Source organism: Rhodococcus sp. IEGM 1351, assembly GCF_030056875.1.
Classification (GTDB): domain Bacteria; phylum Actinomycetota; class Actinomycetes; order Mycobacteriales; family Mycobacteriaceae; genus Rhodococcus_F; species Rhodococcus_F opacus.
This window is the reverse complement of sequence record NZ_JASHKU010000012.1, coordinates 131,541-155,964: the sequence shown is the minus strand read 5'-3', so window position 1 is coordinate 155,964 and position 24,424 is coordinate 131,541. Positions and strand designations below refer to the sequence as shown.

The window sequence follows — 24,424 nt, the reverse complement described above, 5'->3', positions numbered from 1 at the left end:
AGCAGTTGGCTAGCAATACTAGAACACGTTCTTACTCGAGTGTGCCCTCATCCCATCCAACCGCACTCACTCACCTCACCGCGGTCGACTCGCGCAATCCCTCGAGTTTTCCGGACAGGCGCCCCAGGTACGCCAGGACGTCCTCCTCGCTCCGGTCGGGCAGTCCGTACACGACCTCGGTGACACCGAGGCCCTTCCACCGCCGCAACTTGTCCACGTCCGGCTTGCCGTCGAGCACGACGATCCGCGGTTCGCCGTCCCGGCCGGCCTCACGCCACATCCGTCGAAGCGTTACGACGCGGTCGTCGATGTCCTGCTCGATCGGTGTGGTCATCCACCCGTCGGCCGATTTCACGATCCACCGGAAATTCTTGTCGTTACCGGCGGCGCCGACGATCACCGGAGGCACCCGGGCCGGCTTGGGCCACGCCCAGCTCGGACCGAAGTTCACGAACTCGCCGTCGTAGGACGCCTCGTCCTGCGTCCACAGCGCACGCATGGCCTCGAGGTACTCGCGCAGCATCGTCCGGCGACGTGCCGGCGGAACGTTGTGATCGGTGAGTTCGTCGAGATTCCAGCCGTACCCCACGCCGAGGGTGACCCGTCCGCCGCTGAGGTGGTCGAGGGAGGCGATCGTCTTGGCCAGCGTGATCGGGTCGTGCTCGACCGGTAGCGCGACCGACGTCCCGAGTTCGATGCGCTCCGTGACCGCCGACGCCGAGGCCAGCGCCACCCACGGGTCGAGGGTGCGCATGTAGCGGTCGTCGGGCAGCGACGCGTCACCCGTCTGAGGATGCGCCGCATCGCGTTTCACCGGAATGTGCGTGTGCTCGGGCACGTAGAACGAGTCGAATCCGTTGGCCTCTGCACCCCTCGCGGCCGAGGCCGGCCCGATCCCGCGGTCACTCGTAAACAACGTAATGCCGAATTTCACGAATTCTCCTTGGCCGAGAGCCTTTTCCTTCTTGCACACTAACTTCTGGACACCTGTTTATCAAAGTGTCCAAACAACTCTCCAGTTCCCCGAGCAGCCGGACGAACGGGACGCTCGTTCGATCTGAGGCAACGGGCGTCCCGTTCGTCCGGTGCAGGTGAGTGGCAATGCGTGCCCCAGCACACTTCGCCACTCACCTGCTCAGGCGCCGTACACCGGGAGCGGGGTTTCGGCCTTGGCGAGAAGGTCGGCGACGACGGGTCCGATCTCCTTCGGTTCCCAGCGCGCACCCTTGTCCTGGGTGGGACCGTGCCGCCAGCCCTCGGCGACGGTGATCTTGCCTCCCTCCACCTCGAACACGCGTCCGGTGACGTCCTTCGACTCCGTGCTGCCCAGCCACACGACGAGCGGGGAGATGTTCTCCGGCGCCATCGCGTCGAACCCCTCCTCGGGCGCGGCCATCGCCTCCGCCATCGCGCCGCCCGCGCCGACCGTCATCCGGGTGCGTGCGGCCGGGGCGATCGCGTTGACGGTGACGCCGTAGTTGTTCAATTCCGCGGCCGCCTGGATGGTCATCTCCGCGATCCCCGCCTTCGCGGCGGCGTAATTGCCCTGCCCGATCGAACCCTGCAGTCCGGCACCGGAACTGGTGTTGACGATCCGGGCGTCGACCGGGTTGCCCGCCTTCGCCTCGGCCCGCCAGTACGCGGCGGCGTGGCGCAGCGTCGCGAAATGCCCCTTCAAATGGACGCGCACGACGGCGTCCCACTCCTGCTCGCTCATCCCGACGAGCATGCGGTCGCGCAGGAACCCGGCATTGTTCACCAGCACGTCCAGGCGTCCGTACGCGTCGATGGCGGTGTTGATCAGATTCTCGGCGCCTGCCCAGTCCGCGACGTCGTCGCCGTTCACGACGGCCTCGCCGCCCGCGGCGACGATCTCCGCGACCACCTGTTCGGCGGGACTCTCCCCGGTGGCGGAACCGTCGATGCCGGCTCCGATGTCGTTGACCACGACCTTCGCGCCCTCGGCGGCGAACGCCAGCGCGTGGGCGCGTCCGATTCCGCGTCCGGCGCCCGTCACGATGACGACGCGACCGTCGACCACTCCACTCATGCCTTCTCCTCTGTAGATGCTGTAGCTGCCGCCAGGAAGGCGGGACGTTCTCCGCCGCCGTGGACGGTCAGCGTCGAACCGCTGACGTACGCCGCCAGCGGTGAAGCCAGGAACACCGCACAGTTGCCGATGTCCTCCGGGCAGGCCATCCGGCCCAGCGGGACCGTGTCCCCGACCGCCGCGATCCCCGCCTCGTCGCCGTAGTGCAGATGCGCGAGTTCGGTACGGACCAGGCCGACGACCACCGAGTTGACCCGCACCTTGGGCGCCCACTCGACCGCGAGACTGCCGGTGAGACTGTCGACCCCGGCCTTCGCCGCACCGTACGCCGCGGTCCCGGGCGACGGTCGCGAGCCGCTGACGCTGGAGATGTTCACGATCGCGCCACCCGAATCCTGTCTCTGCATCACCGCATTCGCGACCTGCGACACCAGCAGCGGGGCGAGCAGATTCAGCTCGACGATCTTGGAGTGGAACTTCGGACTCGCATCCGCGGCGAGCGCGAACGGGGCGCCGCCGGCATTGTTGACCAGGACATCGAGCCGGCCGTGCCGCTCGACGATCCGGTCGACGAGGCCCTGCACCTGCTCCGGATCGCGGATGTCGCACGGCAGGAATTCGACGGCCCGGCCGTCCACCTCCACCGGCGCCTCTCCGGGCCGGCGGGCGCAGGCCACCACCGTCGCGCCTGCCCGCAGGAAGGTGCGGCTGATGCCCGCGCCCACCCCGCGAACACCGCCGGTCACCAGCACGACACTTCCGGTCATGTTAGAACCTGTTTCCATCGTGCTACCCTACCAAGCAATTGCTTGGTGAGTGAAGTCGCGGCGTGGAGGAGAAAAGAAAATGGGGATCCGGACTGAAATTGAGACCGGGGGCATCACCACGGTCACCGTCGACTACCCGCCCGTGAACGCCATCCCGTCCCGGGGCTGGTTCGAGTTGGCCGACGCCGTACTCGACGCGGGGCGGAATCCGGACACCCACGTGGTGATCCTGAGAGCGGAGGGACGCGGGTTCAACGCCGGCGTCGACATCAAGGAAATGCAGGCCACCGACGGCTACGGCGCGCTGGTCGACGCCAACCGGGGCTGCGCGGCCGCGTTCGCCGCCGTCTACGACTGCGCCGTGCCCGTGGTGGTCGCGGTCAACGGATTCTGCGTCGGCGGCGGCGTCGGCCTGGTCGGGAACGCCGACGTGATCGTCGCGTCCGACGACGCCGTCTTCGGACTGCCCGAGGTCGACCGCGGCGCACTCGGCGCCGCCACCCATCTCGCCCGGCTCGTCCCCCAGCACATGATGCGCACGCTGTACTACACGGCGCAGAACGTCACCGCCCAGCAACTCCAGCACTTCGGATCGGTGTACGAGGTGGTGCCGCGCGAGAAACTCGACGACACCGCCCGCGACATCGCCGCCAAGATCGCAGCCAAGGACACCCGGGTCATCCGCTGCGCCAAGGAAGCCATCAACGGCATCGACCCCGTCGACGTGAAGACCAGTTACCGCCTCGAGCAGGGCTACACCTTCGAACTCAACCTGGCCGGCGTCTCGGACGAGCACCGCGACGAGTTCATCGAAACCGGCAAGCCCCGCTCCCACTCGAACAACAGGAAAGGCTGACATCCATGGCGAGCAAGCGCGACAAGAGGATGTCGCTCGACGACGCGGTCGGGGAACTGCGCAGCGGAATGACCATCGGCATCGGCGGCTGGGGTTCGCGCCGCAAGCCGATGGCGCTGGTCCGGGCGCTGCTGCGCTCGGATGTCACCGACCTCACCGTCGTCACCTACGGCGGCCCCGACCTGGGGTTGCTGTGCTCGGCGGGCAAGGTCACGAAGGCGTACTACGGTTTCGTGTCCCTCGATTCGGCCCCGTTCTACGACCCGTGGTTCGCGAAGGCGCGCACCGCGGGTGAGATCGAGGTCCGCGAAATGGACGAGGGCATGGTCAAGTGCGGCCTCGAGGCCGCCGCCGCCCGGCTGCCGTTCCTGCCGATCCGTGCCGGGCTCGGCTCCGACGTCCGGGGATTCTGGGGCGACGAACTGCGCACCGTCACCTCCCCCTACCCGGACGCGTCCGGCAAGCCGGAGACGCTGATCGCGATGCCGGCCCTCAATCTCGATGCGGCACTGGTTCATCTGAACCTCGGCGACAAGCACGGCAACGCCGCCTACACCGGAGTCGACCCCTACTTCGACGACCTGTACTGCGCGGCCGCGGAGAAGCGGTTCGTCTCCGTCGAGCGGGTGGTGGAAACCGAGGAACTGGTGAAAACCGTTCCACTGCAGAACCTCATCCTCAACCGCATGATGGTCGACGGCGTGGTCGAGGCCCCGAACGGGGCCCACTTCACCCTCGCCGGCGACAGCTACGGCCGCGACGAGAAGTTCCAGCGCCACTACGCGGAATCGGCGAAGACCCCCGAGGCGTGGCAGCAGTTCGTCGACACCTACCTGTCCGGCAGCGAGGACGACTACCAGGGCGCCGTGAAGAAATTTGCAGAGGAGCAGGCATGAGCGAGACGATCACCGAAGTCACCCGCGCGGAGTACTGCGCGATCGCGTGCGCCGACATCTTCTCCGGGGCAGGCGAGATCATGGCCAGCCCGATGGCGACCCTGCCCCTGATCGGCGCCCGCCTCGCGCGACTGACCACCGAACCCGACCTGCTGATCACCGACGGCGAGGCCCTGATCTTCGCCGACACCCCCGCCGTCGGCGCGAAGGCCCCGATCGAGGGCTGGATGCCGTTCCGAAAGGTCTTCGACGTCGTCGCCTCCGGTCGCCGCCATGTGGTGATGGGCGCCAACCAGATCGACCGGCACGGAAACCAGAACCTGTCGGCGTTCGGTCCGCTGCAGCAGCCCACGCGGCAGATGTTCGGCGTCCGCGGCGCTCCCGGCAACACGATCAACCACCCCACCAGCTACTGGGTGGGCAAGCACTCGTCGCGGGTGTTCTGCGACAAGGTCGACATCGTCTCGGGCGTCGGCTACGACCAGATCGACCCGGAAAACCCCGCATACCGCTTCCACCACCTGCACCGGGTGGTGAGCAACCTCGGGGTGTTCGACTTCGGCGGACCCGACCACACGTTCCGCGCGCTGTCGCTGCACCCCGGCGTCACCGCCGACCAGGTCGCCGAGAACACCTCGTTCGAGGTGGCAGGGCTCACCGACGCCGGCGTCACCCGCGAACCCACCGACGAGGAACTGCGGCTGATCCGCGAGGTCCTCGACCCCCGCAGCCTGCGCGACCGGGAGGTGTCGGTATGAGCACGCTCCGCACCACGCTGACCGAGCTGGTCGGCGTCGAGCACCCGGTGGTCCAGACCGGGATGGGCTGGGTGGCCGGACCGCGGCTCGTCGCCGCCACCGCCAACGCCGGCGGTCTCGGCATCCTGGCATCGGCGACGATGACCTACACCGAACTCGAATCGGCGATCGCGAAGACGAAGACCCTCACCGACAAACCATTCGGGGTCAACATCCGCGCCGACGCCTCCGACGCCCCGCAACGCATCGACCTGCTCATCCGGGAGAACGTGCGCGTCGCGTCGTTCGCGCTGGCACCGAAGCAGGAACTGATCGCGAAGCTGAAAGCCGCCGGCGTGGTGGTCATCCCGTCGATCGGCGCCGCCAAACACGCAAAGAAGGTCGCCTCGTGGGGCGCCGACGCGGTGATCGTGCAGGGCGGCGAGGGCGGCGGGCACACCGGCCCCGTGGCCACCACACTGCTGCTGCCGTCGGTGCTCGACGCCGTCGACATCCCCGTCATCGCGGCGGGCGGCTTCTACGACGGACGCGGACTCGCCGCCGCCCTCGCCTACGGCGCCGCCGGCATCGCGATGGGCACCCGCTTCCTGCTCACCCAGGAATCGACGGTCCCCGACTCCGTCAAACAGCAATACCTCGCCCGGGGACTGCAGGACACCACCGTCTCCCGCAAGGTCGACGGCATGCCCCACCGGGTCCTCAACACCGACCTCGTCAACAGCCTCGAACACTCCGGCAACGTCCGCGGCCTCGTCGCGGCCGCCCGCAACGCGTCCAAGTTCAAGGCCATGACCGGCATGAAATGGTCGACGCTCGTCAAGGACGGCCTCGCCATGAAAAAGTCCAGCGACCGCACCTGGCAGCAGATCATCATGGCCGCCAACACCCCGATGCTGCTCAAGGCCGGGCTCGTCGAAGGCAACACCCACGCCGGCGTCCTCGCCTCCGGACAGGTCGTGGGACTGCTCGACGACCTGCCCACATGCAAGGACCTCATCGACGGCATAATCGCCGACGCGATCAAACGCATCGACGCACTCAGCGCCCTGCGCGCCTGAACCAACGGGACGCTCGTCCGATCTGACGCAACGAGCGTCCCGTTCGTCCGGCTAGGGGGTGGCGGCGGCCTTCGCCGCGCTCAGCTGGATGACGCGGCCTTCGCCGCGCTCAGCTGGATGACGCGGCCTTCGCCGCGATGCGCGCCCGGACCTCCGGCCGTCGCAGCGGGGGCACCGTCTGCGGCGGCTGCTTCCGCGGCGGCAGTGCCGCGAGCAGCTTCGTGGTGGCCTCGGTGACGACGGCTACCGCCTCCTCGAAGGGCTCACGGTTGGCGTCCGACAGCTTCTGGATTCCGCTGACCTTCCGCACGTACTGACGCGCCGCCGCCTCGATCTCCTCCGCGGTGGCAGCCGGTTCGAGTCCGCGCAGCTCGGTGATGTTTCGGCACATGACTCGACGATAGCGCCGCACCGCCCTCGTCGCGGATCCTCGGCGCTGGGCGAATGTACCTTTCGGCGCATCTGAGGCGCCGGAAGGTACATTCGCCCGTCGGGGTAGCGCGGCCTCAGCTGCGGGCGGGCTCCAGCGCGTCTTCGTCCGCGGGCACGGCGTCCGTCTCGACGTCCGGGAGCGGGGTGCGGGACCGCGCGGCCACGACTGCCGCGCCGAGCAGGACCAGCGCGATGAGGCACTGCGAGCTTCCGATCACCTCACGCACGGCCGCCTCCACCCAGCCGGACGACGAGGACTGCAGGACGAAGTTCGGGCCGATCAGAAAGATCAGGGTCGCGGCGCCGATCAGCGGACGCCAGCTGCGGTACTGCGGTGCGATCAGAATCGGAATCAACAGGATGCTGTATGCCCAGTGGTGCGTGACGGCGAACGGCGCGGCGAGCAGGGATGCCAGGGCCACGACCGACAGCGCGATCAGGTGCTCACCGGACCGGGTGAAGCGGTACGCCGACCACGCCGCGGCGGACACGATGACGGCTGCGCTGAGCACCCAGAGAATGCTGGCCAGGCGGCCCTCCGCCCCGAGCCGGGCGATGACGCCGGTGACGGCCTGGTTGCGGAAGAAGTCGGGTGCCCCCGCACGGCCGGTGGCGAAGAATTCGGTGGTCCAGAACCACACCGACGACTGCGGCAGCAGCCAGAAGCCGAGGCCGACGGTGACCAGGATCGTGGCGAGGGATCGTCCGATCGAGCGGAAGTCGCGGCGGACGAGCAGGACCAGCAGAAAGGCCGCCGGGGTGATCTTGACGGCCGCGGCGAGACCGATCGCGACTCCGCGGAACCGCTTCGGGATCACACCGGTGCAGTCGGCGACCACGAGCGCCATCAGAATGATGTTGATCTGACCGAAGTCGAAGTTCGAGCGCATCGGCTCGAGGAGAAGTACCGGGCCCATCGACAGCAGAGCGAGAAGTTCGGGGCGTGCGACGTCGAGCTTCGACAGCGCCACCTTGACCATCCACCACACGAGTCCGAGGTTGAGGGCGCACCACAGCGCCTGCAGGACCGCGGGGTCGATCTCCGCCATCGGCGCGAAGAGGATCGCCGCGAAGGGTGCGTAGATGAACCTGAACCCGGAACTGCTCGGGAAGTCCGCGGAGTAGAGCGGCAGGCCGCTGACGAAGGCGTAGCCGGCGTCGCGGAACACGGAGAGGTCCATCAGGTAGCCCGTCGCCGCATCGAACTCTCGGTAGGCCACCGCCCCCAAGGAGAGGACGCCCACGAGGAGCGCGACGGCGTGGAGACGATAAGCCCTGAACTGCGATTCACTCTGTAACAAGAATTTGTTCTTTCATGATCGGCGTCGTGGTCAACGATCCACCGTAGCGGGCCGTGACCCAATCGTGACAAAGGCGAGGTCGCGGCGTCCGAACCGCGCACTTCGTCATAGTTTATTTAGACTGATATATTTCGATCATGCCTGCGCGCACTCTCGACAATCCCCTCGTCCTGCCGGTGCTCGGCCTGCTCCTCGAATCGCCGATGCACCCGTACCAGGTGGAAGTCACGCTGCGCGAGCGCAGCGAGGAGGGCCAGTGGCCGCTCAATCGCGGCTCGCTGAACAATGTGGTCGCGGCCCTCGCCTCGGCGGGCTGGATCGAGGAACACGAACGTGCGCAACGGGAAGGTCGGCCCGCCCGCACCGTCTACGCCCTCACCGAGGCCGGGCACGCGGAACTCGTGAGCCGACTCGACCTCCAGATCCGCAGTGCCGCACGAGAGTTCTCCCCGTTCTTCGCGGCGATCAGCTACCTCGGCGCGCTGGGACGCGAGGGCGCCGTGGACGCGCTCACCGAACGCGCCGAACGACTTACCGCGAGAATCGAATCCGACCAGGCACGGCACACCCGAGCGCTCGACGACGGAGTGCCTGCGCTGTTCGTCGTCGAAGCGGACTACGCACTCCACGCGGCGCGGGGCGAACTCGCCTGGATCGCGTCGACGATCTCCGACATCCACTCGGGCCGCCTCACCTGGCCCGCACCGCAGACGAAGGACGTGCGGGCGTGAGCCTCCGGTTCGGTATCTACCCCGGTCAGCCGGTCCCGAACGTCCCTTCGAGCCGATTCCGGGACCCGGGGTGGACGAGACGCGCGGCACTGACGAGGCCTCGCGAGGACCACGTGCGGCGCCGGATCATCAGGCACGGTTCGGCGCGCTCGATGTGGAGGAGCCGGCATTCCTCGGGTGACGCGAGGATCGCTTCGACCACGTGCTCGCCCCTCGTCAGGGGAGCCTCCACGCTCAGATAGTGATTGGGCGTCTGCTGGGTGAAGTCCTGATCGAGATACCCGGGCGCCTCGGCGGGATTGACGAACCGGTCTTCGAGCTGGATCGGTGTGTCGTCCTCGTAGTGGATCATCAGGGAGTGGAACACCTTGCCGCGGATCGAATCCCGGATGAAGGCGTTCGCCGGGTCGGCGTCTTCCTCACGCACGTACACCACTTCGGTTCGATGGCGGTGTCCGCGTTGCTGGATCTCGTCCGCGATGTTCTTGACCTCGAACAGAGACGACGCCGTCTTCGTGGCCGCCACGAACGTCCCCACACCCATCAGGCGCACCACGAGACCCTCGGCGCTGAGTTCGCGCAGCGCGCGGTTGATGGTCATGCGGGAGAGGCCGAGAGCGCCGACGAGCTGATTCTCCGAGGGCAACTGATCGCCCTCCTGCCAGCGGCCGGCGTTGATCTGCGACACGATCAACTGCTTGACGCGCTCGTACGCCGGGGCCGACTCCGTCCCCGGTCCGTTGTACAACGCAGCAAGCTCCGCGTCGACTACTGCGATCTCCACCACCACTGACACCCATCCCTCTGCAACACCGATGAACTTCCCGTGCAGTCGGCCGTTGCAGTCTATCGGCCGACTGCACGGGTAAGCCCTCATCGCGGGTGCGCCCGGTGTCACCTCACCATGCTGCGGAGTTGCCTGGTCGCGACGGAGAGGGCCGCCAGGTCGTGCTCCCCCGACTCCGTGACCGCGTCGAGCGTGTGCCGGGCGCGCGCCAGCCGGGCCGCGTTGCGGTCCTCCCACTCCCCGATCTTCTGCTCCGCCGTGTCCACCACTTCACTGCCCGAGATCACGTCGAGGCACAGTGCCCGGACCGTGTCGTACAACTCGTCGCGCAACGACAACCGGGCCAGCGCGTTCCACCGGGTTCCCCGTCCCAGCTGCGAGACCCCCACCAGGAGGTGCACCAACCCGAGGCACTCCCCGAGCCGGTAGTACACCTCGGCCACTTCGCGGGGATCGCGTTGGGTGATGTCGGCGATCTCGACGATGTCCAGCAACGCGAACCGGTCCAGGAGCAGTTGCACCCGCCCGGCCAGGTCCGCGGGGACACCACGGGCCACCAGCGCGGCCGTGCGACTCCGGAGGTTCTCCGCGTCCTCACCGCAGAGCCAGCCCGCGACGCGCGGTGTCAGGTCCGCGACGCGGTCACGGAATCGGGCGATCTCCGCCCCGACCGCGAGCGGCTGGGGCCTGCGAGTCAGCATCCATCGCGACGCCCGGTCGAGCAGCCGCCGGGTGAACAGCGTGAGGTCGTCCGAGAGCGCGGCGTCGAGGTCGGCGTCCCGGATGTCGCGCCGGAGCGACGGCAGGTCGAACACGGCCGACACCACCGCGAACGCCCGCACGGCGTCGGCGCTGCTCGCTCCGGCCTCCTCGCCCAGCCGGAACGCGTAGGTGATGCCGCCGTTGTCGACGACGTCGTTGGTGAGGACCGTCGCGACGATCTCCCGGCGCAGCGGATGGTCGCCGATGGCGTCGCCGAAGGACTCCCGGAGCCTGCGCGGGAAATACCCGGCGAGGGCGTCCGCGAAAGCCGGGCTGTCGGGCAGGTCGCCGGCCAGCAGGTCCGACTTCAGCGCCAGCTTCACGTGTGCCATCAGGGTCGCGAGTTCGGGCGAGGTGAGTCCCGTCTCCGCGCGCTCCCGGGCGGCGATCTCCTTCCTGGACGGCAGCACCTCGATGGCGCGGTCCAGACCGTAGCGGCCTTCCAGATGGCCGATGAGCCGTCCGTGCACCGTGAGGGATGCGGTTGCGTCGGCCCGGCACGTGCCCAGCACGTCGTTCTGGGCGACGTTGTCGGAGAGCACGAGACGCGACACCTCCCCGGACATCTCGGCGAGCAGACCCGTACGGTCGTCGGCTGCGAGACGGCCGCCGCTGACCAGGGCGTCGAGCAGAACCTTGATGTTGACCTCGTGGTCGGAGCAGTCCACGCCCGCCGAGTTGTCGAGAGCGTCCGTGTTGATTCGCCCTCCGGTGCGGGAGAATTCGATGCGTCCCAGCTGGGTGAAGCCGAGGTTGCCGCCCTCACCGACCACCCGGGCCCGGACGTCGGCACCGTCGACGCGGACGCCGTCGTTCCCCTTGTCCCCCACGTCGAGATGGGTTTCGGTGGCCGCCTTCACGTATGTTCCGATGCCGCCGTTCCACAGCAGATCCACCGGTGCCTGCAGGATCGCGCGGACGAGGTCCGGTGGGGACAGTTCGGTGGTCCCGGGGCTCAGTCCGAGTGCGCGCCGCGCCTCCTCGCTGATCGGAACACTCTTCCTCGACCGTTCCCACACACCGCCGCCTGCGCTGATCAGGCCGGGCGCATAGTCCGCCCACGACGACCGCGGCAGCGCGAAGAGCCGTTCCCGTTCCGCGAACGATGTGGCTGCGTCGGGGTTCGGGTCGAGGAACACGTGCCGGTGATCGAATGCGGCGACGAGCCGGATGTGCGGGCTCGCGAGCATTCCGTTGCCGAACACGTCGCCGCTCATGTCGCCGATCCCGACGGCCGTGAATTCCTGCGACTGGGTGTCGACACCCATTTCGCGGAAGTGCCGCTTCACGCTCTCCCACGCGCCCCGGGCGGTGATGCCGAGCGCCTTGTGGTCGTAGCCGACGGATCCACCCGACGCGAATGCGTCACCCAGCCAGAACCCGTACTGTGCGGCAACGTCGTTGGCGATGTCGGAGAACGTCGCGGTGCCCTTGTCCGCGGCGACGACGAGGTACGTGTCGTCGCCGTCGTGCCGCACCACCCGCGGCGCCGGGATCACGGCACCGGTCGCGAGGTCCACGTTGTCGGTGACGTCCAGCAGTCCGCTGATGAAACTGCGGTAGCAGCGAACGCCTTCGGCGCGTTGGGCGTCGCGATCGCGGAGCGGGTCGCCGGTGGGAGCGGGCGGGCGCGCGACGACGAACCCGCCCTTCGCGCCGACCGGCACGATCACCGAGTTCTTGACCGCCTGCGCCTTCACCAGGCCGAGCACCTCGGTGCGGAAGTCCTCCTTGCGGTCGGACCACCGCAGGCCTCCGCGCGCCACGGCGCCGAACCGCATGTGCACGCCCTCGACCCACGGCGAGTAGACGTAGATCTCGAAGCGGGGCCGCGGCTGCGGCAGTTCCGGGATCCGCTGCGGATCGAATTTGAACGACAGGACCTGACGTTCCCGGCCCGGGCGGGCGTAGCGGTTGGTGCGCAGCGTCGCCAGGACCACGTTCAGGTAGGCGCGCAGGATGCGGTCGGCGTCCAGGCCGAGCACGTCGCCGATCGCCGCTTCCAGCGAGGCGATCAGTTTGCCGCACTCCTCAGTGCCGTCCGGATCAGTGCCGTCCGGATCGAACCTCGCGGCGAACAGCCGGATCAGCGCCTGGGAGATCTCCGGATGATCACCGAGGACCGTCGCGATGTGGTTCTGGCTGTAGGGGAATCCACCCTGCCGGAGGTACCGCGCGTATGCCCGCAGCACCTCCACCTCACGCCAGTCCAGGCCCGCGCGGAGTACGAGTTCGTTGAAGCTGTCCGTCTCGGCGCGAGATGCCCAGGCCGCGGCGAAGGTCTCCGTGAAGCGGCGCGGCAGCGCGTCGTCCACCGGCCCCGGCGACGCGTAGCGGATCCTGAACTCGTACATCCAGCACACCGTTCCGCGACTGTTCGCGACCGTGTAGGGCCGCTCGTCGAGGACCGCGACGCCCATGCTCTGCAGGATCGGGAGAACATCGCTGAGCGAGGCGGATGCACCGCCGACGAAGAAGGTGAAGCGCCAGTCCGGCCCGTTCGCGTCGAGCTGCGTGTCGATCGCGCCGTCCGTCAGCCTCTCGAACACCACCAGATCGGCGTGGGCGCGCCGGGCGTCGAAGTCGTGCTTGTACACCTCCGGGAAGTGCTCCGAATAGTGCGCGAGGAGTTCGCGCTCGGCGGTGGCGAGTTCGTCGTGAAACCGGTCGTCCCAGGTCCGGCAGGCCCGGGAGATCCGACGCTGGATCTCCAGTCGCCGGGTGTCCGTCACCTCGGTGTCCGCCGGGACCCGCATCGTGAAGTGCACCATCGCCAGCGGGTACTCGGACACGTTCGTGGTGTATTCGACTGCGGTGCCGTCCAGTTCGTCCAGCAGGACGCGCTGGGTCGCCAGACGCGTCCGCGTGTTGTACCGATCACGGGGAATGAACACCAGCGCCGACATGCTGTCGCCCGGGACGTCCGTGCGCAGGAAGAGGTGAATGTGCTCGCGCGCGGTGATGCCGGCGACCTCGGTGAGGGCCGAATGCAGCGAATCCGGGCTCGCCGCGAACAACTCGGTCAGCGGCAGCGCCTGCACGACCTGCAGCACGGCCTGCCCGGAGAACGAGTCGATGTCGAAACCGGCACGGTCGAGCAGGGCCCGCACCCGGCGTCCCGCACCCGGGATGTCCAGGACGTTCTCGTGCCTGCCCGCCGGGGTGAACGCGCCGACGAAGCGGTGCTCCACTCCTCCGGCCCGAACCCCGACCACCGACGGGTACGACGACCGGTGCACGGACACCGGAAGCGCCGCCTGCCCGATCGCCAGGACGGGACCGGGTTCCGTGGCCGGCGCCCGATCACCCTCGCGGTCGTGGAGCACGCCGAGACTCTCCTCGGGTGCGCCGTCGGCGCAGTACCGCGCGTACCCGAGGACGGTGAAGTTGCCCGCCTCGCACCACCGCAGGAAGTCGGCGGCCTCGCGGACTTCTTCGGACAGCGAGTCCTGCCCGGTCTGCGAGTCGAGGTGTTCGGAGACCTGGATCTGCAGTTCGCGCATGCGCGCCAGATCCCGGTCCACCCGGCGCACGTCGGCGAGGACGGTGTGCAACGCCTCGACCAGTGCCGCGACGACGGAGTCCGCGGTGTCGGAGCGCAGTCCCACGTGAATCCACGACTCCGTCGTCCCCGAGTCGCTCACAGGCGAGAGGTCGGTGAGGGTGCCCGACTCCGCGCGGCGGGCGACGAGGACAGGATGCAGCGCCTCCTCGATCGGGGCGCCGACCCTGGCCGCGGTCAGCAGTACCGATTCGACGAGCAGTGCCATGTCGTCGGTGACGATCTGCACCGCGGGCCCGATCCCGCTGGGGTCTGCGGCGTCGATTCCGCGCACCACCGCGGTCCCGGGGTTCCGGTGTCGCCCGGTCTCGAGATGCGTGTTCGCGATGCGATCACGCGCCTGCGGATCTGCGCCGTCGGCGGTGGGATGACCGGCGGTGCGGAGGTAGAGGTCGCGGAAACGCTGGGGCGCTTCCGGAGCGGAAAACTGCTGTTCATCGCGCTCGAGCGAATGTGAGGACGTCGAAATTACTCTCATGTCAGTACCTTCCGTCGGAAGCATCGACACTCCCGACTGGTGCAATGGCGGGCCGGCACGCCTCTCGGCTGGGTCCTTGGAGAACGCTTGACAGGGGGTTGTCTATACAGGACTATACATCTAAGGCGATAAAAAACGTGAGTCAGAGCACACTGGATTCAGGACATGGGATAGAGCACCCGGGACCGACCCAGCAGCGCCGGACTCGTCACAGAGAGACAAACAGGCCTATGACACACGAGGGACCTCCCGAGATCAGCCTCGCGCCGGAGCGTCGCACCATCGACGTCGTTCCGGACGACGAGCGCCACGGATCTCCGCGCAGCCAGTTCACGCTCTGGTTCGGCGCCAACATGCAGATCACCGCGATCGTCGACGGCGCCCTCGCGGTCGTCTTCGGCGCCGACGCGCTGTGGGCCATCGTCGGCCTGCTGATCGGCAATCTCTTCGGCGGTGCCGTCATGGCGCTGCACTCCGCCCAGGGACCGCGCCTCGGCCTGCCCCAGATGATCTCGAGCCGGGCCCAGTTCGGCGTTCTGGGCGCCGTGCTGCCGCTGATCCTCGTCGTCCTGATGTACCTCGGTTTCGCCGCCACCGGCAGCGTGCTCGCAGGTCAGGCCGTGAACGAGATCCTCCACATCGACAACCCGACGGTCGGCATCCTCATCTTCGGCGCGATGACCGCGTTCGTGGCGGTGACCGGATACAAACTCATCCATGTGGTCGGCAAGATCGCGACCGTCGTGGGCATCATCGGATTCACCTACCTCGCGTTTCGCCTGTTCGCCGAGTACGACGTGGCCGCGTTCGTCGGGAACAAGGGCTTCGACATCGTCACGTTCCTCCTCGCGATCTCGCTCGGCGCCGGCTGGCAGCTGACGTTCGGACCGTACGTCGCGGACTACTCCCGCTACCTGCCGCGCTCGACGAGCGAGCGCAAGACGTTCTGGTCGACGTTCGCGGGCAGCGTGATCGGCTCGCAGTGGTCGATGACGCTGGGCGCACTCGTCGCCGCCGTGGCCGGGGATGCGTTCCTCAGCGACCAGGTCGGCTTCATCGGCGAACTCGCCGGACCCGCCGCGATCGCCCTGATGATCTACCTGGTGATCCTGGTCGGGAAGCTCACCGTCAACTGCCTCAACGCCTACGGCGGGTTCATGTCGATCCTCACCACGGTGACCGCCTTCAACGGACAGTCGCGCATCTCGTCCCGGGCCCGCACCCTGTACATCATCGGGTTCGTCGCGATCTCGATGCTCATCGCGATCGGCGCCAGCGCCGACTTCCTCAACAACTTCAAGAACTTCGTCCTCGTGCTGCTGATGGTCTTCACTCCCTGGAGCGCCATCAACCTGATCGACTACTACCTCATCTCCAAGGAGCGCGTGGACATTCCGGCGCTGTACGACCCGGCGGGCCGCTACGGCCGCTGGAACAAGACGGCGATGATCTGTTACACCGTCGGCGTTCTCGCGCAGATCCCATTCCTCGCCCAGAAGCTCTACACCGGACCCGTCACGGAAATGCTGGGCGGCGCGGACATCTCGTGGATCGTCGGCATCGTCTTCACCGGCGCCATCTACTACCCGCTCGCGCGGCGCAGCAGCAACCCACCCCCGTCGATGATCTATCCGGCTAGTACCGCCATGGCGGATTCGCGACTGTGAATCACGCTGACACCCAGACTTTTCCCTCTTCCTCGTTCGACCATCAAGGAGTACACGACATGACCACCACGACGCCTCCGGTTTCCGGACCCCGCCACGTGTCGGCGCCCCGCGGCACCGAACTGACGACACTCGGCTGGCAGCAAGAAGGCGCCCTGCGCATGCTGATGAACAACCTCGACCCCGAGGTCGCCGAGCATCCCGACTCCCTCGTCGTCTACGGCGGCACCGGCAAGGCCGCGCGCAGCTGGGAGGCGTTCGACGCGATGGTCCGGACGTTGAAGACCCTGAAGTCCGACGAGACGATGCTGGTGCAGTCCGGAAAGCCGGTGGGCGTGTTCCGCACCAGCGAGTGGGCGCCCCGAGTCCTCCTCGCGAACTCGAACCTGGTGGGCGACTGGGCCAACTGGGAGGAGTTCCGCAAGCTCGACGCCCTCGGCCTGATCATGTACGGGCAGATGACGGCCGGGTCGTGGATCTACATCGGCACGCAGGGCATCCTGCAGGGCACGTACGAGACGTTCGGCGCGGTGGCCCGGAAGCGCTTCGGCGGTTCGCTCGCGGGCACCATCACGCTGACGGCCGGGCTCGGCGGCATGGGCGGCGCCCAGCCCCTCGCCGTGACGATGAACGACGGCGTCGCGATCTGCGTCGACTGCGACGTCACCCGCATCGACCGCCGGATCGCGCACAAGTACCTCGACACCAAGGCCACCGACATCCACGACGCCCTGCGTCTCGCGATCGAGGCCCGCGACGCGAAGCGCCCGCTGTCGATCGGCCTCGAAGGCAACGCCGCGGAGATCTTCCCCGAACTGCTCGCCATGAACGCCCCCATCGACATCGTCACCGACCAGACGTCGGCACACGACCCGCTGTCGTACCTGCCGCTCGGGGTCGATTTCGCCGACATGAAGGCGATGGCCGACAAGGACCCGGTGAAGTTCACCGAGGACTCCCGCGCGTCGATGGCACGGCACGTCGCCGCGATGGTCGGCTTCCTCGACAAGGGTGCCGAGGTGTTCGACTACGGCAACTCCATCCGTGACGAGGCCCGCAAGGCCGGCTACTACCGCGCGTTCGACTTCCCCGGATTCGTGCCCGCCTACATCCGTCCGCTGTTCGAGGAGGGCCTCGGCCCGTTCCGCTGGGCCGCGCTGTCGGGTGACCCGAAGGACATCGCCGCCACCGACAAGGCGATCCTCGAACTGTTCCCCGAGAACGAGCACCTCAAGCGCTGGATCACGATGGCGGGCGAGAAGGTGGCGTTCGAGGGCCTGCCGGCCCGGATCTGCTGGCTCGGTTACGGCGAACGGCACAAGGCCGGCCTGAAGTTCAACGAGATGGTGGCGTCCGGCGAGCTGTCCGCGCCCGTCGCCATCGGCCGCGACCACCTCGACTCCGGATCCGTCGCGTCCCCGTACCGCGAGACCGAGTCGATGCTCGACGGCTCCGACGCGATCGCCGACTGGCCGCTGCTCAACGCACTCGTCAACACCGCGTCGGGGGCGTCGTGGGTGTCCATCCACCAGGGCGGCGGCGTCGGCATGGGACGGTCCATCCACGCCGGTCAGGTGTGCATCGCGGACGGCACCGATCTGGCCGCCGAGAAGCTGGAGCGGGTCCTGACCAACGATCCCGGCATGGGCGTCATCCGGCACGCCGACGCCGGATACGACCACGCGATCGACGTCGCCAAGGAGCGCGGCGTGCGCGTGCCGATGTCCGAAGGATGACCGCAGGCCCGAGCGACCGTATTTTCGAACCACTGGAAGGAACAGCAGTGACAGCGAACACCTCCCGCTCCACAGTGCTGACCGGCATCGGCACCCTGGTGACCAACGACCCGACAGTGGGGGAAGGTCCGCTCGGGCTGATCCGCGACGCCGCCGTCGTCTTCGACGGCGGCGTGGTGGCCTGGGTCGGCCGCGCCGACTCGGCGCCGGCCGGGGACGTCGGGCACGATCTCGACGGCAGGGCGGTGCTGCCGGGCTTCGTGGAGAGCCACTCGCACCTCGTGTTCGGCGGGGAACGCGCGGAGGAATTCGCGGCGCGCATGGCGGGACAGCCGTACGCGGCGGGAGGTATCCGCAACACGATCGAGGCGACGCGGAACGCGACCGACGAACAGCTCGAGGCGAACACGCGGCGGTTGCTGGACGAGTCCCTGCGGTCGGGCAGCACCACCGTGGAGTGCAAGACCGGGTACGGGCAGACGGTCGCGCACGAACTGCGCAGCACGACGATCGCGGCGTCCCTCACCGACGAGGTGACGCTGCTCGCCGCTCACGTTCCGCCGCCGGAGTACGCGGGACGCGCCGACGACTACGTCGCCATGGTGTGCGCGGAGATGATCGACGCCTGTGCACCGCAGGCGAAATGGATCGACGTGTTCTGCGAGACCGGCGCGTTCGACCGTGATCAGGCACACGCGGTTCTCACCGCCGGAATGGCGAAGGGGCTCATCCCCCGCGTCCACGGCAACCAGCTCCGCGAGGGCCCCGGAGTCCAGCTCGCCGTCGAACTGGGGGCCGCGTCCGTCGACCACGTCTGCTACACCACGCAGGCCGACATCGATGCGCTGGCACAGAGTTCGACGGTGGCCACTCTCCTGCCCGGTGCGGATTTCTCGACCCGGAACAAGTACCCGGACGCCCGGGCCCTGCTCGACGCGGGGGTCACGGTGGCGCTCGGTGCGGATTGCAACCCCGGCACCAGCTACACCACCAGCCTGCCGTTCTGCATCGCGATCGCGGTGCGGGACATGCACATGACCCCGGACGAAGCCGTCTGGGCGGCGACCGCGGGCGGTGCCCGGGCACTGCAACGTGCCGACGTCGGGGTCCTGCGCCCCGGAGCGCGGGCCGATGCCCTCGCCCTCGACGCACCGTCGTACCTACACTTGGCCTACCGGCCCGGCGTCCCCCTGGTCCGCGATGTGTGGCGGGGCGGCGAACTCGCCTGGTCCGCGCACACCGGTCACGAGAAAGCGAGGGCCCTGCGATGATGGAGAACCTGCTGATTCCCCCACCCCCCTGGATCGGCAGGGTGGACGGCACGTCGAGTCACCACCTCCGCTGGCACCAGGCGGTCACGCCACTTCACGACGACTCCGAACCCGGCGCCTGCGTGTTCGTCGGCTTCTCGAGCGACGAGGGCGTGGAGCGGAACAAGGGTCGCCGCGGGGCGGCCCGCGGGCCGGACGCGCTGCGGGCCGCGCTGGCGTCGATGGCGCTCGCCGAGCCGCTCCGCGCGTACGACGCCGGCACCGTCGCGGTCACCGACAACCGCCTCGAAGCCGGGCAGATGGCTCTCGGCGCCGTGGTGGCCGCGACCCTCGACGCCGGCCAGTTCCCGGTGGTCCTCGGCGGCGGCCACGAGGTTGCCTACGGCACGTACCTCGGTCTGGCGCAGGCAGCCGTCCGCACACCCAAGCGGCGGATCGGGATCCTGAACCTGGACGCCCACTTCGACCTGCGGTCCGATCCGGTCCCCAGTTCGGGCACACCGTTCCGGCAGATCCTCGAACAGGAGCACGCGGCGGGCACCGCCCTGCAGTACTCCGTGCTCGGCATCAGCCAGCCGAGCAACACCACCGCGCTGTTCGACACCGCACGCGGATACGACGTCCGGTACCTCCTGGACGACGACTGCTCGGTCTCCGACCGGCACCGGGTGGCCGTCTTCGTCAGCGAGTTCCTGTCGGACGTCGATCTCGTTTACCTCACCATCGACCTCGACGTCCTTCCCGCCGCCGTCGCACCGGGAGTGAGCGCTCCCGCCGCGTACGGCGTGCCTGCGGAGACGATCCAATTCGTCTGCGACGCCGTCGCCGCCAGTGGCAAGCTCGCCGTGTGCGATGTGGCCGAACTCAATCCGTCGTTCGACATCGACAACCGCACCGCCCGCACCGCGGCCCGGTTGATCCATCGGATCGTCACGAAGCGGGTTCCCATCGTCCGCTGAGGTCGCCCGGAACCGTCCGCTGAGGTCGCCCGGAACCGTCCGCTCAGCGCTCCCGCAGCACGGCGCGCAGACGGGTGACGAACGAGGCCGGGTCCTCGGCGAAGCCGATGTGGCCGCCGGGGAACATTGTGGGATCGACGCCCAGTTCGGTGGCGAGCGCCCGCGACGTACGGTCGCAGAGCTGACCACCGGACTCCTCGCCGATCCCGACTACGACGCGGGTGGGGGCCGAGCGCAGGGCGGTGATGTCCGGGCACCAGCGGGTGGTCGGGCGCAGCATGTGCGCGTGCTGGAAGTAGTCGTCGGCCTCGGTCTGCGGATCCCGTTCGCCCGCGAACATCTGCTGGAACACCTCCTCGGGCAGGTGGATGTTCGCCAGGGCCAGGAACTTCCTCCACGCCCCCATGACGTCCCCGGCGAGGTGCGCGTCGATGATGTCGTCGGTCTTCACCCGCAATTGCTCGCGGTCGGCGAGGAGCTCGTCCAGCGGCGGCTCGTGGGCGATCACGGTGTGGACCAGCTCGGGGTGCGCCTGCACGAGCGCGAGCGCGCTGACGGCGCCGCCACTGGAGCCGAACACCACGGCCGGGCCTGCGTCGAGGTGCATCAGGAGCCGGGCGAGGTCGTCGGCGCGCATCTCGGGGGTCGAATCGCGGTCGCGGTCGTCGACCGGGCTGCGGTGGATGCCCCGCGGGTCCGTCGTGAGCACGGTGTAGTCGGACGAGAGCAGATCGGCGGCGGGCGCGCAGGAGTCGGCGTCCATCGGGGCGCCGACGAGCACGACGACGGGGCCCGTGCCCCGTACCTCGTAGTACAGCCTGGCACCGGGGACGTCGAGGGTCCGGGCATCGGCGGTGGCGGTCGATGTGGGATTCATCGAGTTCTCCTCGTTCGGGGTGGTGATTCTCGGTCGCAGGTAGGACCGCCGCCGACGGGCAGAATCATCGGTTGTCGAGGAAAATTTCTTCCGCAGACCTGGTACGGCGCCCAGGATCCGAAGGAATCGTGGGCGTACCACTGGAAGCACGCGCGCCTTGATGACAGGATATATCCACGCGAACGGGATCTCGATGTGAGTTCCCGGGCGGCAACTGCAGGGAGTGAACGGTATGGCGCAGGGTGTTGTGAAGTGGTTCAACAGCGAGAAGGGCTTCGGATTCATAGCGCCGGACGACGGCAGCGCGGACGTGTTCGTTCACTACTCCGAGATCTCGGGCAGCGGCTACAAGTCGCTGGAGGAGAACCAGCGGGTGGAATTCGAGGTCGGACAGGGCCAGAAGGGCCCGCAGGCCCAGAATGTCCGGGCCGTCTGACCGACGCCCCGATGACACTGTGACGATGTCGCACATGACACTGTGACGATGTCGCACATGACACTGTGACGATGTCGCAGATGACACTATGACGACGAGGTCGCACCCGAGCGGTGCGGCCTCGTTGTCGCAGTAGGCCCCGGGACAGCTATCTCGAGAGGCCGAAGCTTCCCACCTGGTTGCCGTTGACGTACACGGACCCGGTGTAGGTCCCGTCTGCGTTGGGGGACATCCTGTCGGTCAGGAAGCCCAGACCCGATGGGCTGTAATCGATGACGGTGTCTCCGTTCCCGTCCTGCGAGGTCGTGCCCGCGAGTCCGGTCAGACCGAACGCGAAGTTGTTGACGACCGTGCCGCCCTGGAACGTCTTGCCCTTCCAGATCAACTCGCCCGCCGGCGTGGTGGTCGTTCCCTGATAGGTGCCGGACGGCACGGCGGCGGGTTCCGCCAGGCCCGTCCCCGCGCCGGCGAGAACGGCGCCGATCATCGTTCCTGCGGTGACTATCCCTCGTGCAATCGCGCGCATGATGCCTCCCTCTACCGTGCCGCGCGGGATGTGCGCTGCCCGTGCGGGGTCGAGTACCCGCCTTCCGTGCCGTGGACACGGGCACCCCTGGACAAATCCGACGGTCTCCTTCATAGTCGATATGCCACCAAGTGGCATTGCCATTTCACTAGGTGGCAATTTGATCTTTCGATAGGAGTTTCCGTGACCGATCAGCTGCTCGATGCCGCCGAGTTCCGCTCCACAGTGCGTGGGTTCGCCAACCGTGAGATCCATCCCGGCGCGGCGTTCCGCGACGAGACGCGGGAGTTCCCGGCGGAGTTGGTGAAGCGACTGGGCGAACAGGACCTGATGGGCATCTCGGTGCCCGAGGAGTTCGGCGGTCTGGGCCTGTCCACGAAGACACAGCTGATCGCCATCGAGGAGGTGGCCCGCACCGACGCCGCCCTCGCCTCGATCTACACCGCGCACTACCTGGGGCTCGAGCCGATCCTCGTCGGCGGAACCGAGGAGCAGAAGCGCCGGTGGCTGCCCCGGCTCGCGTCCGGTGAACTGCTCGCCGGGTTCGCCCTCACCGAACCGGACGCCGGCTCCGACATCGCCTCGATGCGCACCACGGCGCGGCGCGAGGACGACGGGTGGCACCTGTCCGGTTCGAAGACGTACATCTCCAACGCCAAGGAGGCCGATCTGGTCGTCCTCTTCGCCAAGACCGATCCATCTGCAGGCTTCCGCGGCATCACCGCGTTCGTCCTCCCTCAGGGCACCCCCGGCGTGAGTTACTCGGAGCCCCAGGACAAGCTGGGCATCCGGTCCGCCCCCACCTACACCGTCTACCTCGACGACGTGGTGCTTCCCCACGACGCCGTGGTGGGAACGGAGGGCCGCGGCGGCAACATCGCGCTCACCGCCCTCAACCGCGCCCGCGTCGACGTGGCGGCGATGGCCAACGGAATCGCCCTGCGCGCTTGGGAACTGGGCCGATCCTACGCCGCCGAGCGCAAGCAGTTCGGACACCCCATCGCCGAATTCCAGGCGATTCAGCTGCTACTGGGTGCATGCGACGCGCAACTCGTCGCCTCCCGCGTCACCGCGGACTGGGCGGCGGACGTGAAGGATGCCGGGGCCGACCTGCGCCGCGCCGCGTCCGTGTCGAAGTACGTGGCCACGGAGGCCTGCTTCTCGATCGTCGACCAGACCGTGCAGATTCACGGCGGTGCCGGTTTCATGCGCGAATCCGAAATCGAACGCCTCTACCGCGACTGCCGGATCCTCCGGATCTTCGAGGGCACCTCGCAGATCCAGTTGCTCACCATCGCCTCCAACGCACCGTCCCCGCGCTCGACCGACTTCTGAGAAGGGCCCGTCATGCCTACGCTGCCTCCCCTCGACGGCATCCGCGTCGTCGATCTCTCCCGCGTCCTGGCCGGACCGTACTGCACGGCGCTGCTCGCGGACGCCGGCGCCGACGTCGTCAAGATCGAACCCGCCGCCGGCGAGGACTCGCGGCACCTGGGCCCGTTCCGCGACGGCGAGAGCATCTATTTCAACGTGCTGAATCGCGGAAAACGCTCGCTGGCACTGAATCTCAAGGACGACGCGGATCGGATGGTGCTGTTCGATCTCCTCGACACGGCGGACGTTCTCGTCGAGAACTTCCGGCCCGGGGTGACCGCCCGGCTCGGCATCGACTACCAGACCGTCCACACCCGCAACCCCCGGCTCGTCTACGCGTCCATCTCCGGCTTCGGGCAGGACGGGCCGCTCGCGGGTTCGGCCGCCTACGACCTCGTCGTGCAGGCGATGTCGGGGGTCATGAGCATCACCGGTTCCCCCGAATCCGGGCCGACCCGGCTCGGCGAATCGTTCGGCGACCTCGTCGCGGGACTGTTCGCGGCGTGGGGCATCAGTTCCGCCCTGGTCGGCACCCGGGAATCGGGTGTGGGGCAACACCTCGACGTCGCCATGTTCGACAGCATGCTGGCCATGCTCCCCACCGCACACAGCCAGTTGCAGGCATCGGGGGTCGCGCCGATGGGCGTGGGTAATCGCCATCCGGTCTCCACCCCGTTCGACACGTACCGGGCGTCGGACGGCCTGTTCGTGCTCGCCGTCGCCAGCCGGTCCGGATTCGAGAAGCTCGCCCACACCATGGACCGTGCAGACCTTCTCGGCGACAATCGTTTCGCCGACGACACGTCCCGCACCGATCACGAACCGGCACTGCGCGCGGAGATCGAGATCTGGGCGAAGGACAAGACGGTCGCCGAGGTGGTCGCGATCCTCGGCGCGGCCGGACTGGCGAGCTCCGAGATCTGGAACGTCGAACAAGCGTTGTCGTCCGAGCAGAGCCGGCACCGCGGACTCGTGGAGTCGTTCGATCATCCGGTCGCGGGAACGATCGACTACGTCCGGCAGCCGGTCGTGTTCGGCGACAGCGCACGCCCCGGGGTCCGCCGCAGCCCACTGCTCGACGAACACCGGCAGCCCCTGCTGTCCGAGATCGCGTCGCGGTAGATTCACGCCGACACCCGC

General features: G+C 68.1%; 21 protein-coding genes. 12 read left to right on the top strand and 9 right to left on the bottom strand.

Annotated features, from left to right (window positions below; translation table 11 throughout):
• Positions 1-70: 70 nt before the first annotated feature.
• From QM806_RS21900 to QM806_RS21890, 3 genes are all read right to left on the bottom strand, one after another.
• Positions 71-934, bottom strand: a complete 864-nt coding sequence (locus tag QM806_RS21900) for an LLM class F420-dependent oxidoreductase (RefSeq protein WP_007300905.1) — start codon at positions 932-934, stop codon at positions 71-73.
• 201 nt (positions 935-1,135) lie between these two features.
• Complete coding sequence (locus QM806_RS21895; protein WP_005563748.1) at positions 1,136-2,050, bottom strand: SDR family oxidoreductase; 915 nt, start codon at positions 2,048-2,050, stop codon at positions 1,136-1,138.
• Positions 2,047-2,817, bottom strand: a complete 771-nt coding sequence (locus QM806_RS21890) for an SDR family oxidoreductase (protein ID WP_005563746.1) — start codon at positions 2,815-2,817, stop codon at positions 2,047-2,049. Before QM806_RS21890 ends, QM806_RS21895 begins: the two co-directional genes overlap by 4 nt.
• Before the next feature lie 79 nt (positions 2,818-2,896).
• Here QM806_RS21890 and echA20 point away from each other — a divergent pair, with 79 nt between their 5' ends.
• The 4 genes from echA20 to ipdC are packed head-to-tail and all read left to right on the top strand — an operon-like array spanning position 2,897 to position 6,385.
• On the top strand, positions 2,897-3,673 hold the full coding sequence (echA20, locus tag QM806_RS21885) for a (7aS)-7a-methyl-1,5-dioxo-2,3,5,6,7,7a-hexahydro-1H-indene-carboxyl-CoA hydrolase (protein ID WP_005563743.1): 777 nt from the start codon (positions 2,897-2,899) through the stop codon (positions 3,671-3,673).
• A 5-nt stretch (positions 3,674-3,678) separates the two neighbouring features.
• Entirely contained in the window at positions 3,679-4,569 is an 891-nt protein-coding gene (gene ipdA / locus QM806_RS21880) for a cholesterol ring-cleaving hydrolase subunit IpdA (RefSeq protein ID WP_005563742.1), read from the top strand.
• Positions 4,566-5,327, top strand: a complete 762-nt coding sequence (gene ipdB / locus QM806_RS21875; RefSeq protein WP_054245847.1) for a cholesterol ring-cleaving hydrolase subunit IpdB — start codon at positions 4,566-4,568, stop codon at positions 5,325-5,327. Before ipdA ends, ipdB begins: the two co-directional genes overlap by 4 nt.
• Positions 5,324-6,385, top strand: coding sequence for a (3aS,4S,5R,7aS)-5-hydroxy-7a-methyl-1-oxo-octahydro-1H-indene-4-carboxyl-CoA dehydrogenase (ipdC, locus tag QM806_RS21870; RefSeq protein WP_169692880.1), 1,062 nt, complete (start codon positions 5,324-5,326; stop codon positions 6,383-6,385). Before ipdB ends, ipdC begins: the two co-directional genes overlap by 4 nt.
• Positions 6,386-6,494: 109 nt before the next feature.
• Here the strand turns inward: ipdC and QM806_RS21865 are convergent, their stop codons facing one another.
• Positions 6,495-6,776: a DUF2277 domain-containing protein gene (locus QM806_RS21865; RefSeq protein WP_005258716.1), complete on the bottom strand. Its 282-nt coding sequence runs from the start codon at positions 6,774-6,776 to the stop codon at positions 6,495-6,497.
• A gap of 115 nt (positions 6,777-6,891) precedes the next feature.
• Positions 6,892-8,118, bottom strand: a complete 1,227-nt coding sequence (locus tag QM806_RS21860; RefSeq protein ID WP_120659735.1) for a glycosyltransferase family 87 protein — start codon at positions 8,116-8,118, stop codon at positions 6,892-6,894.
• A gap of 137 nt (positions 8,119-8,255) precedes the next feature.
• Here QM806_RS21860 and QM806_RS21855 point away from each other — a divergent pair, with 137 nt between their 5' ends.
• Positions 8,256-8,849, top strand: a complete 594-nt coding sequence (locus QM806_RS21855; protein ID WP_043790879.1) for a PadR family transcriptional regulator — start codon at positions 8,256-8,258, stop codon at positions 8,847-8,849.
• Positions 8,850-8,874: 25 nt separating this feature from the next.
• Here QM806_RS21855 and hutC read toward each other — a convergent pair whose 3' ends face one another.
• Positions 8,875-9,639: a histidine utilization transcriptional repressor HutC gene (gene hutC, locus QM806_RS21850; RefSeq protein WP_005258713.1), complete on the bottom strand. Its 765-nt coding sequence runs from the start codon at positions 9,637-9,639 to the stop codon at positions 8,875-8,877.
• Between the two features lie 104 nt (positions 9,640-9,743).
• On the bottom strand, positions 9,744-14,438 hold the full coding sequence (locus tag QM806_RS21845; protein ID WP_283292802.1) for an NAD-glutamate dehydrogenase: 4,695 nt from the start codon (positions 14,436-14,438) through the stop codon (positions 9,744-9,746).
• 230 nt (positions 14,439-14,668) lie between these two features.
• On the opposite strand from QM806_RS21845, the gene QM806_RS21840 reads away from it, so the two are divergent.
• From QM806_RS21840 to hutG, 4 genes are read left to right on the top strand one after another with little or no spacing between them, the layout of a single operon-like run.
• Positions 14,669-16,105: a purine-cytosine permease family protein gene (locus QM806_RS21840; RefSeq protein ID WP_182623604.1), complete on the top strand. Its 1,437-nt coding sequence runs from the start codon at positions 14,669-14,671 to the stop codon at positions 16,103-16,105.
• 59 nt (positions 16,106-16,164) lie between these two features.
• Positions 16,165-17,841, top strand: coding sequence for a urocanate hydratase (gene hutU / locus QM806_RS21835; RefSeq protein WP_120659738.1), 1,677 nt, complete (start codon positions 16,165-16,167; stop codon positions 17,839-17,841).
• Between the two features lie 47 nt (positions 17,842-17,888).
• Positions 17,889-19,112, top strand: a complete 1,224-nt coding sequence (hutI, locus tag QM806_RS21830) for an imidazolonepropionase (protein WP_005568940.1) — start codon at positions 17,889-17,891, stop codon at positions 19,110-19,112.
• Positions 19,109-20,071: a formimidoylglutamase gene (gene hutG / locus QM806_RS21825; RefSeq protein WP_120659739.1), complete on the top strand. Its 963-nt coding sequence runs from the start codon at positions 19,109-19,111 to the stop codon at positions 20,069-20,071. The genes hutI and hutG overlap by 4 nt, the downstream gene beginning before the upstream one ends.
• Positions 20,072-20,114: 43 nt before the next feature.
• Here the strand turns inward: hutG and QM806_RS21820 are convergent, their stop codons facing one another.
• Positions 20,115-20,948, bottom strand: coding sequence for an alpha/beta fold hydrolase (locus QM806_RS21820; protein WP_210461291.1), 834 nt, complete (start codon positions 20,946-20,948; stop codon positions 20,115-20,117).
• A 232-nt stretch (positions 20,949-21,180) separates the two neighbouring features.
• On the opposite strand from QM806_RS21820, the gene cspE reads away from it, so the two are divergent.
• On the top strand, positions 21,181-21,384 hold the full coding sequence (gene cspE, locus QM806_RS21815) for a transcription antiterminator/RNA stability regulator CspE (RefSeq protein WP_005244612.1): 204 nt from the start codon (positions 21,181-21,183) through the stop codon (positions 21,382-21,384).
• Between the two features lie 148 nt (positions 21,385-21,532).
• Here cspE and QM806_RS21810 read toward each other — a convergent pair whose 3' ends face one another.
• Positions 21,533-21,910 carry a hypothetical protein gene (locus QM806_RS21810; protein ID WP_043790314.1) on the bottom strand — a complete coding sequence of 126 codons (378 nt, stop codon included), beginning with the start codon at positions 21,908-21,910 and terminating at the stop codon, positions 21,533-21,535.
• A 183-nt stretch (positions 21,911-22,093) separates the two neighbouring features.
• Between QM806_RS21810 and QM806_RS21805 the strand changes: the two genes are divergently transcribed.
• Entirely contained in the window at positions 22,094-23,245 is a 1,152-nt protein-coding gene (locus QM806_RS21805; RefSeq protein WP_005567810.1) for an acyl-CoA dehydrogenase family protein, read from the top strand.
• A gap of 12 nt (positions 23,246-23,257) precedes the next feature.
• On the top strand, positions 23,258-24,406 hold the full coding sequence (locus QM806_RS21800) for a CaiB/BaiF CoA transferase family protein (RefSeq protein WP_120659743.1): 1,149 nt from the start codon (positions 23,258-23,260) through the stop codon (positions 24,404-24,406).
• Positions 24,407-24,424 lie beyond the last annotated feature (18 nt).

Excerpts from the sequence above, each read along its gene's own strand:
- QM806_RS21895 (WP_005563748.1), bottom strand. The coding sequence starts at position 2,050 with ATGAGTGGAGTGGTCGACGGTCGCGTCGTCATCGTGACGGGCGCCGGA.
- QM806_RS21890 (WP_005563746.1), bottom strand. The coding sequence starts at position 2,817 with ATGACCGGAAGTGTCGTGCTGGTGACCGGCGGTGTTCGCGGGGTGGGC.
- echA20 (WP_005563743.1), top strand. The coding sequence starts at position 2,897 with ATGGGGATCCGGACTGAAATTGAGACCGGGGGCATCACCACGGTCACC.
- ipdA (WP_005563742.1), top strand. The coding sequence starts at position 3,679 with ATGGCGAGCAAGCGCGACAAGAGGATGTCGCTCGACGACGCGGTCGGG.
- ipdB (WP_054245847.1), top strand. The coding sequence starts at position 4,566 with ATGAGCGAGACGATCACCGAAGTCACCCGCGCGGAGTACTGCGCGATC.
- ipdC (WP_169692880.1), top strand. The coding sequence starts at position 5,324 with ATGAGCACGCTCCGCACCACGCTGACCGAGCTGGTCGGCGTCGAGCAC.
- QM806_RS21865 (WP_005258716.1), bottom strand. The coding sequence starts at position 6,776 with ATGTGCCGAAACATCACCGAGCTGCGCGGACTCGAACCGGCTGCCACC.
- QM806_RS21855 (WP_043790879.1), top strand. The coding sequence starts at position 8,256 with ATGCCTGCGCGCACTCTCGACAATCCCCTCGTCCTGCCGGTGCTCGGC.
- QM806_RS21845 (WP_283292802.1), bottom strand. The coding sequence starts at position 14,438 with ATGAGAGTAATTTCGACGTCCTCACATTCGCTCGAGCGCGATGAACAG.
- QM806_RS21840 (WP_182623604.1), top strand. The coding sequence starts at position 14,669 with ATGACACACGAGGGACCTCCCGAGATCAGCCTCGCGCCGGAGCGTCGC.
- hutU (WP_120659738.1), top strand. The coding sequence starts at position 16,165 with ATGACCACCACGACGCCTCCGGTTTCCGGACCCCGCCACGTGTCGGCG.
- hutG (WP_120659739.1), top strand. The coding sequence starts at position 19,109 with ATGATGGAGAACCTGCTGATTCCCCCACCCCCCTGGATCGGCAGGGTG.
- QM806_RS21820 (WP_210461291.1), bottom strand. The coding sequence starts at position 20,948 with ATGAATCCCACATCGACCGCCACCGCCGATGCCCGGACCCTCGACGTC.
- cspE (WP_005244612.1), top strand. The coding sequence starts at position 21,181 with ATGGCGCAGGGTGTTGTGAAGTGGTTCAACAGCGAGAAGGGCTTCGGA.
- QM806_RS21810 (WP_043790314.1), bottom strand. The coding sequence starts at position 21,910 with ATGCGCGCGATTGCACGAGGGATAGTCACCGCAGGAACGATGATCGGC.
- QM806_RS21800 (WP_120659743.1), top strand. The coding sequence starts at position 23,258 with ATGCCTACGCTGCCTCCCCTCGACGGCATCCGCGTCGTCGATCTCTCC.